General features: G+C 43.0%; 12 protein-coding genes. 6 read left to right on the top strand and 6 right to left on the bottom strand.

Annotated elements, in window-relative coordinates:
* The first annotated feature begins 82 nt into the window (after window positions 1-82).
* From ACX0G7_RS08175 to ACX0G7_RS08160, 4 genes are all read left to right on the top strand, one after another.
* A complete protein-coding gene (locus tag ACX0G7_RS08175; RefSeq protein WP_458922956.1) occupies window positions 83-1,318 on the top strand; it encodes a PQQ-dependent sugar dehydrogenase in 1,236 nt (411 codons plus the stop codon).
* Between the two features lie 836 nt (window positions 1,319-2,154).
* Window positions 2,155-2,520: a hypothetical protein gene (locus tag ACX0G7_RS08170; protein WP_458922955.1), complete on the top strand. Its 366-nt coding sequence runs from the start codon at window positions 2,155-2,157 to the stop codon at window positions 2,518-2,520.
* 219 nt (window positions 2,521-2,739) lie between these two features.
* Complete coding sequence (locus ACX0G7_RS08165) at window positions 2,740-5,016, top strand: TonB-dependent receptor (RefSeq protein WP_458922954.1); 2,277 nt, start codon at window positions 2,740-2,742, stop codon at window positions 5,014-5,016.
* 57 nt (window positions 5,017-5,073) lie between these two features.
* A complete protein-coding gene (locus ACX0G7_RS08160) occupies window positions 5,074-7,242 on the top strand; it encodes a glycoside hydrolase family 20 zincin-like fold domain-containing protein (protein ID WP_458922953.1) in 2,169 nt (722 codons plus the stop codon).
* A 50-nt stretch (window positions 7,243-7,292) separates the two neighbouring features.
* Here ACX0G7_RS08160 and ACX0G7_RS08155 read toward each other — a convergent pair whose 3' ends face one another.
* A complete protein-coding gene (locus tag ACX0G7_RS08155) occupies window positions 7,293-8,186 on the bottom strand; it encodes a helix-turn-helix domain-containing protein (protein WP_458922952.1) in 894 nt (297 codons plus the stop codon).
* Window positions 8,187-8,281: 95 nt separating this feature from the next.
* Here ACX0G7_RS08155 and ACX0G7_RS08150 point away from each other — a divergent pair, with 95 nt between their 5' ends.
* Window positions 8,282-9,382 (top strand): PAS domain-containing sensor histidine kinase, encoded by a 1,101-nt coding sequence (locus tag ACX0G7_RS08150; RefSeq protein WP_458922951.1) that lies wholly within the window; start codon window positions 8,282-8,284, stop codon window positions 9,380-9,382.
* A gap of 298 nt (window positions 9,383-9,680) precedes the next feature.
* Complete coding sequence (locus tag ACX0G7_RS08145; protein WP_458923115.1) at window positions 9,681-10,118, top strand: BON domain-containing protein; 438 nt, start codon at window positions 9,681-9,683, stop codon at window positions 10,116-10,118.
* A gap of 238 nt (window positions 10,119-10,356) precedes the next feature.
* Here ACX0G7_RS08145 and ACX0G7_RS08140 read toward each other — a convergent pair whose 3' ends face one another.
* From ACX0G7_RS08140 to ACX0G7_RS08120, 5 genes are all read right to left on the bottom strand, one after another.
* Entirely contained in the window at window positions 10,357-12,861 is a 2,505-nt protein-coding gene (locus tag ACX0G7_RS08140) for an MSCRAMM family protein (RefSeq protein WP_458922950.1), read from the bottom strand.
* Between the two features lie 205 nt (window positions 12,862-13,066).
* The gene (locus ACX0G7_RS08135; protein ID WP_458922949.1) at window positions 13,067-13,936 is read right to left on the bottom strand and encodes a fimbrial biogenesis chaperone; all 870 of its coding nucleotides are present in this window, start codon (window positions 13,934-13,936) and stop codon (window positions 13,067-13,069) included.
* An 88-nt stretch (window positions 13,937-14,024) separates the two neighbouring features.
* A complete protein-coding gene (locus ACX0G7_RS08130) occupies window positions 14,025-14,540 on the bottom strand; it encodes a DUF4402 domain-containing protein (protein ID WP_458922948.1) in 516 nt (171 codons plus the stop codon).
* A gap of 218 nt (window positions 14,541-14,758) precedes the next feature.
* Window positions 14,759-15,397 carry a response regulator gene (locus ACX0G7_RS08125; RefSeq protein WP_458922947.1) on the bottom strand — a complete coding sequence of 213 codons (639 nt, stop codon included), beginning with the start codon at window positions 15,395-15,397 and terminating at the stop codon, window positions 14,759-14,761.
* A 17-nt stretch (window positions 15,398-15,414) separates the two neighbouring features.
* Complete coding sequence (locus ACX0G7_RS08120; RefSeq protein WP_458922946.1) at window positions 15,415-15,849, bottom strand: response regulator; 435 nt, start codon at window positions 15,847-15,849, stop codon at window positions 15,415-15,417.
* Window positions 15,850-15,859 lie beyond the last annotated feature (10 nt).

Raw genomic sequence — 15,859 nt, 5'->3', positions numbered from 1 at the left:
TAATCTTTGTTTACACGATGGCGCTGAACAGCCAACGAGATTTTTCATCAATCAAATTATTCGTAAATCAAATTATTCGTACATGAAACGTATCATAAAACTTATCTGCAGTGTTCTGATTTTGGCAACGGCTTGCTCCCGCGACGATGAAGCAGTAACCGAACCACCTCCGCAAACGCCGGGACCTTCTGCCCCACCCGTTGAAACATTGCCGCCAAATGCTACATACAGGCCTTCGTTTAGCGGCCAGACCCGTATCAATGGAATAACTACCACGGCCAGCTTCCGTTCGGCAGTAATCACCTCTTCGCTCGCCGCGCCGTGGGGGCTTACCAGTCTGCCAGACGGCCGCCTGCTGGTTACAGAAAAGCAGGGACGTATACGGATCGTTACCAGTTCCGGAGTTGTCAGTGAACCAATCTCCGGCGTGCCATCCGTGAATGCTGCGGGGCAGGGTGGGTTATTGGGTATCTGCCTTGACCCGCAATTTACCTCCAACCGTATGGTATACTGGTCCTACTCCGAGCCCTCAGCCGGAGGGAATGTGACTGCCATCGCAAAAGGGAGGCTCTCAGATAACGAGGGTAGCCTGGAAACGGTAAGGGTAATTTATAGGGCGGCCCCTGCCTATGCTGGTGCGAATCACTATGGCGGTAGAGTTTTGTTCGATCGGACAGGAAATCTTATTGTCAGTTCCGGGGAACGTTCCGACAACGTCATCCGGGTCCAGGCGCAATCTGTAAGTTCCGGACTTGGAAAAATTATACGTATCACAAGAGATGGTCAGCCAGCGCCCGGCAATCCTGTGTTTGCCGGAGCCGGCGCTTTACCCGAACTATTTTCAATCGGGCATAGAAATCCGCAGGGGCTTGCCATTCATCCGGTCACCGGCGATGTATGGCAAAGTGAACACGGGCCACGTGGAGGTGATGAAATCAACCGGCTGGAAGCGGGGGCTAATTATGGTTGGCCGGTTATCACTTATGGCCTTGAATATAGTGGTCAACCGGTTGGCAGTGGTATTCAGCAACAGGCAGGACTTATGCAACCAGTATATTATTGGGATCCTGTTGTTTCACCAAGTGGAATGACATTTTATAATAGTGATCGCATACCCGAGTGGCGGAACAACTTGTTTATAGGTGCACTTAGTGGTATGCACATTGTGCGTCTGGCAATCGAAAACAATAGGGTTATAGGTGAAGAACGATTGCTGGTGAGTGAAAGGCAGCGCTTCCGTGATATTACCCAGGGTACAGATGGTGCGTTATATGCTATCACCGATGGCGGCCGGTTATACCGGATAGATAGGCAATAACAGGCCGTAATACATGAGGTCTCCCACTTGCACATATGTTCTGTAGAAAGGACAATGAATTCCTGGCAGGTCAAAAAAAAGTTGTAACCCGGCATTAATTTTATAGCCCGTCGGAACCGATACCAGGTATATAACGGAGATCGTTTCGATGGATATTCAAGTGTGCATTTGTACCTGGGGTGCATACGAACCCTGAATTGTTTATTGCAAGGGTAGGGCAGGCTTATGGTAGATGAGATCTCATCAGCACCTAATTTCACAATTACGTTGTTCCGGGCCTTTTGTTTAGCTATCAGGCCAGTAGAGTAACAAAAAGTTAAACAATATAGAGTCAGCTTTTTTCTGATTGAGTGAGAGTACTAATTACATCGCCCTGGGCAGGCAGATCATCGCTGAGATAAAGCAGGCGTTGTTGCAATAGGATATTTCGTTGTCATCGATACAAACATTCCAGCAAGCAGTCAGAGGCTGGTGTTCAACATTTGACATTACCACAGCAGCTGGCACCGTTTTAAATTTTATGCCATGGTGCTTAACGTTTTATCACGGTGTGGAAGCACTGGCAAGGGCGGAAGAACATTCGCCTCCAACGTAACCAACGCGCATGATCTTTGCCATGCGCAAATTTATTTTCAATGGCGGAATCCGGCACAGAGGACAATAAGATTTCCCAAGATGGGAGCTCCCAGGGTCCTTCTTACCATTGGCAACAATTATAGCGGATTGGGTATCACTGGGCTTCATCAGCTACGCGTAAGCATCAAAATCCATTTTCAAATACTTTCCGTATTTACCCATGAACCATGTCGCAAATTCGCTTAATTTAGTACTATAAGGTGAAAACTATAGCTGCATATTTTTTTCTGCTTCTTTACACACTTGCCATGTGTAAACCTATATTGCCATTATTACAGGATGACCTTGCACATATTTTTTGGAAAGCCAAGCACCTTGCTACGGTCCATCACGATCACGGTGACCATCATGTCGAAGTAGAAATTGCTGAATCAGAACATGAAGAAAATCCTGATAAACAACCTGCAACAACTAAAACTTCCGAGCCTGTCTCTGTTCACATAGTTGCACAAATGCTTTACGGCATTTCGGAACTTAGTATGCACAAGCAACAGTTTGCAGTGACCATTTGTAATTTCTCTACCATTTCATTAGATAAATACTATCCTCCACCGAAGTATTGTTAACTCCGTTGAATTGATTATTTAAAGGTACAGACATGTCTTGTATGCTTTATGCATACACCTGGCCAGAGCTATGTCGTCGCCATTATGACGTGCTGCTTACGCTTTAATTATCTGGTAACCCGCCTCTATTCATTTAATATTAAATCACCTGGCTAATGTGGTGCTGTCGCACTGCAAATATGGCTATGTGATTTTGTATACCCCAAACATTTTACACTCATGTATTTTTTTACAAGGAGATTCAGCTACTTTTTGTTTTTCTGTTCGGTCATATTATTAAACGAACAATTATTTGCTCAGAGCATTCATAAAGGGATTTACATAGTCAATGCATCTTCAAAAATACCTATCCAGGATGCCACCCTGCAAAGCGAGGATCTTGTTTTCACTACCTCATCAGACGAAAATGGTTTTGTAAGCTTTAAATCATTGCCTGCATCAGTTACCAGGCTAAATATTACAGGTATTGGATTTGAACCAAAAGCTGTTGACGTATCAGGTCTATCCCTTTATGAAAACCACTCCATTATTTACCTGGACCCAAAGGTCTCCAGCTTAGCCGAAGTAGAGGTGAGAGCATCAGCACGAAATGGTGTTTTTAAAACCATAAGCGACTTTGATATCCATTTGCGGCCCATTAACAACTCGCAGGAGGTATTAAGAATGGTTCCTGGTTTATTCATCGGACAGCATGCCGGTGGTGGAAAGGCAGAACAAATCTTTTTAAGAGGTTTTGATATAGACCACGGGACTGATGTAAGCATATCGGTTGACGGCCTCCCCGTAAATATGGTCTCACATGCCCACGGCCAGGGATATGCCGACTTGCATTGGGTAATACCTGAGTTAATACAAAAGGTCAATTTTAATAAAGGTCCATACTTTGCTGATAAAGGAAACTTCACTACAGCCGGTTTTGTGGATTTCAAAACAAAGGATTACCTGGAAAACAACTTCGTGCAAGTGGAAGGCGGACAATTCAATACCTTTCGTGCTGTAACGGGCATTAATCTCATAAAGCAAAAAGGTGAAAGAAGAGACCAGAGTTTATATTTTGCCGGTGAAGGTTCTTTTACGCAAGGATATTTTGACAGTCCACAGGATTTTTCCCGCTTCAATGGCACTTTGAAATATCACGGTAGCGTCGGTCACCACAGCGCTCTGACCACCACACTTACGGCATTTACCAGCAAATGGAACGCTTCCGGACAGATACCGGATAGAGCCGTAGCAAGCGGGCAGGTGGGGTTTTATGGCGCAATCGATGATACAGAAGGAGGCAAAACATCAAGGTATAATGCGAATGTGGAGTTACTAACCAGCCTTGATGATGGCGCCACAATTCGCAATCAATTGTTCTATAGCAAGTACAAATTTGAACTATATTCGAATTTCACCTTCTTTAAAGTAGACCCTGTGAATGGTGACCAGATACGGCAAAAGGAAGACAGGAATATCATTGGCTACAACGGCTTGTATCAAAAGGAGTTCTTCCTGGGCAACGTCAGAACAGAAACAAAGGCAGGGATCCAGTTAAGATACGATGATGTAAATGATGTTGAACTGACACGGACAAAAAACAGAACTATAAATACAGCTGACATTATGCTTGGGGATGTTAATGAAATGAATGCTGGTGCTTATTGGGCTCAACGATTTTCAGTTTCAAGAAAGCTGGATATCACAGGTGCGTTAAGGGCAGATTATTTTACAAATACCTACAATGATAGACTGGCAGAAAAGGAACTTTCATCGTCTTCAACAATCCTTAGTCCGAAGCTGAATTTCAACTTTAGTGCAAGTGACAAAGTGCAACTGTACCTCTATAATGGAAGAGGTTTTCACAGTAATGACACAAGAGTTTCAGTACAACAAGATGGTCGGAAAGTTGTACCCCCGGCTTTGGGTACAGACTTAGGTGCCATTATTAAAGTAGGTAAAAAATTAGTGCTTCAGACTGCTTTATGGTATCTATGGCTCGACCAGGAGTTTATTTATGTGGGTGATGAAGGAGTAGTAGAACCGGGTGGACAAACAAGAAGATACGGCTATGATCTGTCAGTCAGGTATGAATTGACTAAAAATCTGTATGCTGACGTGGATGTTAGTCTCGCAAACCCAAGAGCAATAGGGGTTGATAAAGCAGAAAGCTATTTACCCTTAGCGCCAAGGTTTTCAAGTGTAGGTGGATTAACATATAGAAAACAATATGGCTTCAACGGTAGCTTACGATATCGCTTCATGGATGACAGACCAGCGAATGAAGATAATAGCGTTGTTGCAAAAGGATACTTTGTAACGGACGCAACAATCAACTATACAAAGAAACGATGGGAGGCGGGCATAGCGATACAAAACCTGTTTGATGTAAAATGGAAAGAAACACAATTTGATACCGAAAGCAGGTTGCAAAATGAGCCAGCACCGGTTTCAGAAATACATTTTACACCCGGCACACCATTTTTTGCCAGAGCAATTGTTAAAATATTTTTTTAAGAGAATATCAAAAAGTAACAGACCTGGTAAATCAGGCATTGGGGGAGGCGCACCATCATGGACAAAACACATTGCTTACTTATTGGTCTTATCCTAACATGTATTTCGCCAGGATTTTCACAGGCGGTGAACATTGTTTACGATAAAGCGTCGCCACAGTCGATGTATGCCGCTAAAATGTTGGAGAAAGCGATTCTCTCAAAAGGATATAGGCTGAACACTTCAAAAGCAGATCTCGTCATTACCTTATCTACAAATGCGAGTCAATTTGCCGAAGAGGCTTATGCAATACTTGCAGATCAGCAAAGCCTCACTGTAACAGGAGGTGACCAAAGAGGGATGATTTATGGCAGCTTATCGCTTGCAGAGGAATTGCGAAATGGCAGCAGGCTGGAAAATATAAAATCACGAAGTGAAAAACCCAATTATTCGTTTCGTGCCATTAAGTTTGATTTGCCCTGGGATACTTATCGTCATAGTGATGCCCTGGATTTACATTACGAAACCTGTAAGGACCTGAATTATTGGAAAGCCTTTCTTGACATGATGGTGGAGAACCGGCTTAATTCACTTTCCTTATGGAACTTGCACCCTTACACATTTATGATCAGGCCGAAAAACTTTCCGGAAGCATCGCCGTTCACCGATGCTGAGTTGAAGGAATGGAAGAATCTTTTTGCAGGTATATTTCAAATGGCAAAAGAGCGGGCAATTGACACATACATTATTCCTTTCAACATCTTCGTTAGCCCCGAATTTTCCAAAGCCCATAATGTAAACATGGATAATCTCCAGCACGACTTTTTTGTAAAAGGGGATACCTCGGAGCTGGTGAAGCGTTATACCCGTGAATGTGTTACGCAAATGTTGCAGGAGTACCCGGAGATAACCGGGATGGGACTGACACTTGGCGAAGGTATGGGCGGTATGACACCAGAAGAACGCGAAGAGTGGATGTCACAAACCATCATTGAAGGAATGCGATTGGCAAATCGTAAACTAAAACTCATTCACCGGATTCCATTTTCAAGCACGAGCAGCTCTTTGGGTGTAACCAGCGTTGAAACGGAAAAATTAACCAGGAAGGTCATTGAAGAACAAGGACAGTTTACCTTTCTTCAACCGCCTGTTTTTGCAGACTTAAAATACAATTGGTCGCATGCTCACTCCACGCCAACGTTGGTAAAAGTGCACGGGGGAAAATTATACGACACCTATTTCAAGCCTGAGCCCACCAACTATAAAATCACCTGGACGGCCCGCAACGAAGATTTCTTTTGCCTTCGCTGGGGCGTACCTGATTTTATCCGGACTCATATTCAAACGAATAGTCAGCCTTATGTCGGTGGATACATGATTGGCTCTGAAACGTATATCCCGGCCAAAGATTATTTTACAAAGCCAGGCATTACCAGGACCTGGAAGTACGCCTTTGAAAGACAATGGTTGTTTTACAAATTATGGGGAAGATTGCTCTATAATCCTGCCACCCCCGACGATGTTTTCCGCGCAGAATTTATCCGCCGATATGGTAAAGATGGCGGGCAGTTATTAAACGCATTTTCCCTGGCGGGTAAAACTCCGTTACGTCTTGGTTCTTTGTTTGACTTCACAATGGACCTGACCCTGTATACTGAAGGATTTCTGGCCCTTGACAATAAAGTAAAAAAGGTGGAGTACATTTCGGTGGACCGGCTTATCCATCAGCCGGTAACTGATCCTGATTATGTAAGTGTTGCAGACTATGTAAAAGCAACGGGGGAGGGCATTACGTTCGCTACAAAAAAAATCACTCCCCCTGTTCTGATTGATATGCTTGAAAGGGATTGCAGGGAAGCCCTCCGGCTGATAGAAAATATTAATACTGCCGGGAACAATGCCCTGATGTTTGAAGTTGCGGATGTGAAGACCTGGGCAAACATGGGTCTGCATTTCGCGGAAAAATTGAAAGGCGCGATAGCGCTGCAAATTTTCCGCACAAACGGCGGGGAAGCAAGCAAACAAAAAGCGATAAGTCACCTGGGTAATGCTTTGAAATACTGGGATGAAATCATTAATATAACGAGCCCAATCTACAACGATATGCCACTGGTTCATTATAGCGAACAAAATGGTGTGCGTTCCGAAGAAAACCGCCATCTGACATTCCACTGGAGAAAGGTTCGACCCGATGTCGCAAAAGATATTGAGACAGCGAAAAATGCAACAGTCGAGCCAGCGCACTGAACCGGACCGAATGTTATCTCTTGAGATAACCCAGCCGGCAATTTCTTCTACTATGGATGTGTCGTTTCCCGAAATGTATGCATAAACTCGCCCGGCGTTTTACCCGTTTTCTTTTTGAATAGTTGGACAAAGTAGGAAGTGCTTTTATACCCCAATTCTTCTGCAATTTGCGAAATAGAAGATTTAGCGAAAGCAAGTTTTCTTTTTGCTTCGAGAAGCATTCTTTCTATGATAAGTTGAGAAGTTGTTTTATCTAAACATATTTTACAAATTCTATTTAAATGCTTTTCACTCATGTGCATCAATAATGCATAGTTCTTTGGGTACTTGTATTCTTTAAAATGTTTGTCTATAAGCAGATCGAGCTTCCTCAACTTATCTAAATAATTGAGATTTTTACTTTGTAGAATCTTATCTGGTAAGTATATCCTCGACAATTCGATGTATAAGATATTTAATAGCGAAGAAATCTTTTGAAACTTGAGCAACTCTGCCTGTTGATACTCCTTAAATATTTCTGAAAATATCTCAGTTATTTTCCTGCGTGATTTATTCTTTATAGGTATCAACGGATTATTACGCAGGCTACAATAGAAAGGGTAGTTATCTGTTTTTTCAAAGGTGTATTTTAAATCAAAAAATTCTTTAGTATGAAAAAAAATATAACCGTCTATATCCTTTGAAAGATTCCAATTATGCACTTCTCCGGGAGATAGCATAAAAACATGTCCTGGTTTGATTTCGTAATTATTGAACTCAACCTGATGTGTGCCTTTTCCCTTGGTAAAGATCATACCTATATAGAAATCATGTCTATGCGGTGCCAGGATAATATGCTGATGTTGTGTTAGATGAGCCTTGAAGGTATTTGCATAAAAACTGGTTTCCTCACCCAGATACCTGAATTTATCGATATCATACACAGGAAGTTGCTTGTTAACCACAGCCTAAAGTAAAGAAAATGTCTGTATTGTGATATAAAATGCGTATTTCCGGTTAACATAAAAATTCGCACATTCTTATTTTTGTGTCTGAAATCATGAAAAGAGGTCAGAATAAAATTGAAGACAACAAGATTCCGGGGAACCAGGATAATATTGTTCTGCTAAATGAATTACGTAAAAGTGAGGCTAATCATCGCCTCATATTTCAGAAATCAGCACTTCCACAATTAATCTGTACGCAAAAGGATCTGCATATCACCAAGGTTAATGAAGCAGCATTGGAATTGTACGGTTATAATGAAAGTGAATTTTTGAATCTGGAAATACGTCAGTTACGTTTGCCACCAGATAGAGCCGCTTTAGACCGCAGAGTTACGGAAGCATTGCAACAGGAGAAGCCCCCGAAGTATATAGTGACGCATGTGAAGAAAAACGGTCAGCTCCTGATTATTGAGGTAAGCGCTGTTAAAATGGACTATGATGGTGTGCCCTCTTTTCTCATTTCTTTAAATGATTATACCCATAGAGCGCACCTCGAACGTGAGATTGAAGATCTTAGGCTTATGACCCAAAGGAACATTATGAAGGCCACGCTTGATGGACAGGAAAAGCAACGTGAACAGATTGGCAAGGAACTGCACGATAATATAAACCAGGTGCTGGCGACGGTACAGTTACTATTGAGTTTGCTGCGAACTGAAGATGTAACTAAGGCGGATATTATATCACAAAGCAGAGAATCGGTAAATTACTGCATAGAAGAGATCAGGCGCTTGTCGCATTCCCTAACACCTCCTTCTTTAAAAGAGACCAGTTTGAGGGAGTCAATTGAAGAAATGATCAGGAAGATTCACTTTGTAAAAGGGGAGCAAGTGAACCTGGAAATAACAGGTGTTGATGAAGATATACTGAGCGACGGACTTAAAGTCACTATATACCGGATTATCCAGGAACAACTGAATAATATTCTTAAATATGCTTCCGCTTCTGTTATTCGGGTTCAACTGACACAAAATTGCTATAATCTGACCTTGTTGATTGAAGATAATGGGCAGGGATTTGATGTAAAAGCGAAACGAAAAGGTATTGGACTGGCTAATATCATGAATCGGGCAGAGCTTTATAATGGTCAGGCAATAATCGAATCTTCACCCGGTGCCGGCTGTACAGTATTAGTGATTTTTGCCATATCCTAAAGCGTGCAAAATATTGCTAACAACAGAACGACTTAGTTTTATACTGGGGAAAACTCCTTTGAAAATCAGGTTCTACTTTCCGTTGTCTCATACTGGTAGTTAATTTCTTCGTTTTCTTATAAACAACTTTCCAGAATTTTCAGTCCTTCCTCTGCTATTGACCGCTTCATTGTAAGTGGCGGAAAAAGAGTGAGTGTCTTTTGTTGAGTAGTGAATAATAAGCCTTTTTTTAGTGCGGTTTGCTGAATGCGGTTGGCATAGTCCGGATTATTGACATCTATTCCGATAGCCAAACCTAATAACGGATATCGACATTGCAGAGGCGATTCAAAACGCATTTAAATGGTCGGTACTTGTTCCGAAAGACAAAATAAAAATCAAGGTTGAAAATGGCTGGGTAACACTGGAGGGAGATGTTGAATGGGAATACCAAAAGAATGCTGCCCTTAGAGCGGTCGAAAAGCTTGAAGGTGTGGCAGGCGTCACTAACAGTATACGGGTTACACCAAAGGCAGCTCCTGGCGAGATCAAGCAAAAGATCAAGTCAGCCTTTCTAAGAAATGCAAGTCTGGATTCGGACACCGTCACTGTTAGTGTTGATGGCAGTACAGTGAGGCTTAGTGGAAAAGTCCGTTCCTTTGCAGAAAAGAAAGAGGCGGAAAGACAGGCGTGGCTTGCGCCTGGTGTAACAAAAGTGGTGAATGAAATTGAAATTGATTTGCACGTATATGCCTGATTGAATACCACAGTTTTTGTTGATCATTCAAACAACAGCACCCGGTCATACCCGGGTGCTGTTATGAACAGCGGCAGCCTCGGAAATCAAAACCAGCCTTGCGGATCTAATAAGTTATATTTAATACAAATACTCCTTTATGCACATCGACTCCGGCACTCAGGGCATTGAACCTGAATGGAGGAATTCCGGAATTGAAGTTCTTGGTGACCTGTCCTGGGGTTCTAAATGTCCAAACTTATTCTCTCAGTTGCTGTTCTGTGAAACATTTGGGTTGCATTTTATCAGAAGCATCCTGAAGCAGAAATTTCAATCCGCTTATTACACTGCCTTCCATGCTCTTTTCTATTGTAAAAGCAATTGAAGGGGCACCAGGCAATTGTAATTTTCGCACCACTGACTGATGAATAGTGGCCTTGTATTTACCCGGAACAAGACCCAGAAAACTGAAATAGCCATCTGATCCGCTAACTGTATGTGCTACAAACTTTGCATTGCTATCGTAAAATTCCACCAGAACATTCGATAATCCTTTTTGTTTCCCGACTTTATCCAGGTAAATCATACCGGAAACTTCACCCAAAACTGCTACCGGTACTTCAACCTGCTTTATACTATTGGGTTCAATTTCGACGCTTAATCGTTTGTTCTTTATTTGCCAGGCAATGTTGCCAAAACTGTTGTCATCCAGTTCAATCAAATAGTTACGGTAGGGTTCCATGTCAACAATCCGGGCAGAAGAATGACGTTCATCAGGAAGTATACGGCCGCCGTTGCACCGAAATTTTAAGCCGCTGATGCCGGGTTCATCCTTGTCTTTTACACCATTGCAGTTAAGATCCAAAAACGGGTACAATATGATTCCGCCTCTTCCAACCTGGCTCCGGTTGCTCAGTGAAAGTGACTGATCGGGTGAAGCGTATAACAAACTACCACTGGCGGTTGTTACAAGAGTAGTGGCATCTCCGTTATGAACAATGGAAGTAGTGGTTTTTGCTGCCCGAAAATCGTAGTGTATGCCAAATGTCAGGATCATGCTCTTTGATGAGAAATTCCTCTCCCATGAGAGCGTTACAGCACCTTTGCCGGATAGTTGTTTTGCTGCTTGTTCCTTTACTGATATCCATTTCCGCCGGGTGTAATCAAACTGCGCGAAAGACTGCAAAAGAAAACCTTTTTTTAGCCGATACGCGAGCGACAGATTGCTGTATACATAAGGCTGTGCTGATTCCCTGATTGTACCGTAGGTGGCCAGGCCGGCATTCAGCCGTGCGAAAACCGCCGTCAGCGTCAGCTCTGTCGTTGTGGTCTTTTGCTTAGGAATATCGCTGTAATGCTCTTTCAATATGGAGTCGTTGTTGTTAAGCAGGGATACAACCTGGCGAACGGTAAGCCTGGAGAACAGCAGGAAATTGTTATTTCTCCAGGGCATGGATAGCCCCAACTTTCTTTCTTCCAGGTAACTGGTCAGAATGGCCTTTTGTCCTTTGACATATTTTGTAAAACCCGCTTCCAGTTGAAAGTTCGATGGCAGGTGAAAACTAAGAGCTGTTTTCGAACGTACACTATGCAAATATTCTGTACTTAAAATGGTGTTAGGGGTCACCCGGACAGTTGTAACCAAAAAAGGAATATAATTCTTTTTTGAAATAGAGGACAAATGTTCCATTCCACCGGTGATCGTTGTCCGTTGTCCTAATCCATACTGGAATACAGCTTTGGCATAACGGCTGTTAAGTTTGTCGTTGACGATACCGGTACTGAGGGTGTATTCAAATATATTTTTGGGAAGAAGCTGAAAGGGGATAGGGAGCTCTTTTTCAATTGACCGCTCTTCTCCCGAAGGACTGTAAAATTTCAACCTGATGTTGTTATTGCCGTAAAAAAGTGGCACGTTAAAAGCATACAATCCGGAGGCGTCGGCTTTGCTGTAATCAATCAGCAGATTGTTGATATATAGTTCGATTGTTGTTCCTGGTTCGGTGCGATCGCTGATGGTATAGGTGCCGAAGGTCTGTTTACGCAAGGTGGGCGCATTGGTTAGCTGAATCCCTGTTACCGGTGCAAACAAGGAACTGGCAGCCTGCGGAGCGATGTTGCCAATTGTTACCTGGCGTAAGGCGTTTATCCGATTGTTGACCCATCGCCACTGATAAAATTGTTGCTGGGCGGAGAGCGGTAATTTGTCATCATAACTCAGTGTTGCCGTTGCCTCGCCTGATGCAATCATTCCACCCATCCTGAGTGACATCCGTGTATTTGCCTGCGCCCCGGGGCTGCTGCTGTTGAACACCGACCAATCGGACATGCCTAACCGAACAAAGGTGAATTTCCGTTTAATTATGCTATCGGGCTGAATCTCTTTTTTTAGCTTTAGCAGGTTATTATGCAATAAGTCTTGCTGAAGTTGTCGCATGATGGGGAGTTCCAGCTTTGTGCTCAGTATGATGGCAAGGTTTCGAAAATCAAAACGGCATTCCAGTTCAAACACGCTTTGAAAAAGATCGGTGCGCAGGAACAGACCAGTGGGCGTACCAATTAGTTCGTCATCGTTTAACCGCAGGGATTTACCTTTGCAATGGATTTGCTTTTGCAGGTAATCGATTTGATATTCGGTTTTAACATCCGGAAAAAAAACATGCAGTGTATCGAAGCTTGCAGAAGACGTTGTTTTGATTTTGAGAAACTGAAAGACTTCACGGACCGGCAGGTAGAGTTTTTCTCCTGCTAACAAAGCAGGCATATAAGTTCCCAGCTTTTTAAAGCTTAAGTAGATAGTAATTTCATCGGGTTGTTCACCGGCTTTGCTTATGAATGGGGTTGAGAGAAAAATCAATGAAACCATCCTGGCCACGAGCCATATTCTCCGACATTGCGGCCCTATGATTCGGCCGATTTTCCTACCTTTTTTCTGGTCCACTGCCTGGCATATTGTGTAAAACGAAATCTTAGTTCAGGTACACTTCTGTCTGGGCAATGGTGTTGGGATTTTGTTTTTCCGGCGCCAGGTATACAATGTGCAGTTTTCCCCTGCTGTAGTCAATCCCGGGAGAAGCATTCAGCGGCAGGGTCAAAGACCGAAATGCATTGGGTGCATAAACGGCAACTCCTTTTACGCTACTCACTCTTGTAACGTTTCCTTCCGGTGAAACATAATCAATCGTGAGATCACCATAAAAAGACATGTTCCCGGTCCGGTTCAAGGTCATCTTTATTGCAGGCCGGTTCGTCCTTTCAATGACGCATTGTGAGAGAGCAATGTGGGTGGTGGATTCTCCCACCTGGATTAATACCGGGACGGCCACACCCACCAGCGCTTTCAATTGGATGGAAAAAGTTGTTGAATCTGTTTTTTTCTTTTGGGGCTCATTCGAATCCTTGTCGTTGGGTATAGCCCTGAGATAGAGATGCGAACGGTATTCACCGTTTTCCAGTTTATCGGTTTGGGTTAGCTGGATGCGGACTACCTGTGATTCTCCTGGTGCGAGTATTACTGACCGGGGAAAGAAGCGAACGAATGGATCGGCAAAAGCAACACCGGAATCGGGAGTTTTTATTTCTTCCATTGAACCGTTGTCTTTCATACGGTAATGAATAAGCGAAATTTCATAACGTGCCGTATCCTGGCTGATGTTGGAAAGGTTTAATTCCTTGACCCGGTCACGGCGTTCAAACACAACCCTTTTTGGCGCAATGAAAAGATTGCCTTGTGCGAACGTGTCTGTTGCAAGAGCCAATGAAAAAACGCAGAAAAAAATAGATATTAAAAAGACCTGGGAAGAAATCCAATGCTTTGGATGGGTAAGGTGGGTTTTCATGGAACCTGGATTGGCGATAGAGATCATACGTTGAAATAAATGAAAAAAGTAAAAAGCTGCCTGGCAGCTTTTTACTTTAACGGTTCTTTTAGTTGTATGTAACGGTAACGGAGAAAGGATCGGAAATATAGGTTCCTGCTGCCTGGTTTGCACCCACTGTTAATGTGGCGCCGACCTGGTATGTTTCGGGAGTCGCGCCAAACGTACCTGAAGCATTGTTGGTAAAGCTTTTTACGGTCATGGAGTTTGACGCGCCGTCGCTCAATACCACCGCATCGTCAGCCGGCAATGAAATAGTATAAAGGTAACCACTTTCGCCTGAGATGGTAAATTCGGCAGCAGCTGTTGCTACAGCGCCGGCACCTGCAAACATGCTTACACCGCTTGTTGAAACGGTACCAGCAGGGCTTATCATAACTGTTCCACCTGCACCGCTCTTTACAATTGAACCAAAGTTTAAATCGGCTACTTTTGAAATGGAGATAGGAGTCACGATTGTTGCATTTGCTGTTGCCTCTGTGTTAGTGGCAGATGTGTTCTGAGCTTTCGCGGCGGTTGAGAAAACGATGGCCAGGGTAGCCAATGCCACAAATTTGTTTTTCATTTTGGATTGTTTTTGTTTTGAAATGTTGTGTACGAATTCGATGGTAAATGTAGAAGTGCTTTTTGTGTCCGTTAACAAAAACGGGTAGTAATTTCACTGAATAAGCGTTCATTTGTAATACATCTAAAAACTTCATCTAGTAAGTCGTAAGGCTATTTCTAAACTTATAATGGTGAATGAACCAGGTAAAGCATGTTCAATTGGAACATGGGCAAATGTTAAATCAAACTCCTGCTATTCACATATTCAACCAACTCAGCTGAGTTTTTGAGCTTTAGTTTTCTTAAAATATTATAGCGATGTACTTCCACTGTTTTTGTTGCCAGATATAAATTGGCCGCTATTTCCTTCGATGAATCGCCTTTCTTGATCATTGAGATAATTTGAATTTCCCGGGCTGTTAACGAATTTATTCCTTTCGGCCGGCCATCACTGTAAATCATTTGCTCAGCGATGATTTCCTTAATGTTGTTGCAGATATATTTTCTTCCATTGGAAACTTCTTCAATAGCTTTCACCATTTCCTGTCTGCCGGAGCTTTTTGTAACATATCCGCTGGCACCGCTCTGCATCATTTTTTGCGCATAAACCGGTTGAGTATGGTGTGATATTGCTACTATCTTCGTCGCGGGCGCATATTTCCTGATTGAAGCAGTTGCTTCTATTCCATTGATCCCGGGCAAGTTGATATCCATGATCACAATATCCGGGCGAAGCTGCCTGGCCATTTCAACTGCTTCCTCACCACTTCCGCATTCAGCAATTACGTTAAAGCGGGGATCGGCGTTCAAAACCAAACTCCAGGTTTCTCTTATCAGGGTATGATCATCAGCAATTAATATGGTAATTGGTTTCATGCAGTAATTTTTGATCTTTATGAATGTGTATTCTCAATCCGGACCATTTGCATTTCTGAGTTTATGTGCATGCAGCAAGGGGGCTGGTTGTAATAAATGCGAAGCAAGGTATCAGCCATTTTATTGATGGATGCTGTTTTTTCAATATAATCAGCCGCACCCGCGTCTTTAAATTTTCGGGCATATATGGGCTCGCTATGCAAAGAGAAACCTAGCACTTTTGTTTCCGGAACACATTTCCGAATGATTGCCGTTGCTTCGATCCCAGTGATGCCAGGCATATTGTTGTCCATGATCACAATATCCGGGCGAAGCTTTTGTACCTGCTCTATGGCTAATTCACCGCTTGTACAAGTGGAAATGACCTGGAACCGGGTATCAAGATCCAGAATGTATTTCCATGTTTCCAATAATAGAGTGCTATCGTCTGTAATCAATAGGGTAATTGGCATTTGAACATTA

The organism is Flavitalea antarctica, from assembly GCF_054461535.1.
Note: the sequence above shows the minus strand (reverse complement) of the source record. Positions and strands in the feature narration are given on the sequence as shown.

Excerpts from the sequence above, each read along its gene's own strand:
- ACX0G7_RS08120 (WP_458922946.1), bottom strand. The coding sequence starts at position 15,849 with ATGCCAATTACCCTATTGATTACAGACGATAGCACTCTATTATTGGAA.
- ACX0G7_RS08135 (WP_458922949.1), bottom strand. The coding sequence starts at position 13,936 with ATGAAAACCCACCTTACCCATCCAAAGCATTGGATTTCTTCCCAGGTC.
- ACX0G7_RS08125 (WP_458922947.1), bottom strand. The coding sequence starts at position 15,397 with ATGAAACCAATTACCATATTAATTGCTGATGATCATACCCTGATAAGA.
- ACX0G7_RS08160 (WP_458922953.1), top strand. The coding sequence starts at position 5,074 with ATGGACAAAACACATTGCTTACTTATTGGTCTTATCCTAACATGTATT.
- ACX0G7_RS08165 (WP_458922954.1), top strand. The coding sequence starts at position 2,740 with ATGTATTTTTTTACAAGGAGATTCAGCTACTTTTTGTTTTTCTGTTCG.
- ACX0G7_RS08150 (WP_458922951.1), top strand. The coding sequence starts at position 8,282 with ATGAAAAGAGGTCAGAATAAAATTGAAGACAACAAGATTCCGGGGAAC.
- ACX0G7_RS08140 (WP_458922950.1), bottom strand. The coding sequence starts at position 12,861 with ATGCCTGCTTTGTTAGCAGGAGAAAAACTCTACCTGCCGGTCCGTGAA.
- ACX0G7_RS08175 (WP_458922956.1), top strand. The coding sequence starts at position 83 with ATGAAACGTATCATAAAACTTATCTGCAGTGTTCTGATTTTGGCAACG.
- ACX0G7_RS08130 (WP_458922948.1), bottom strand. The coding sequence starts at position 14,540 with ATGAAAAACAAATTTGTGGCATTGGCTACCCTGGCCATCGTTTTCTCA.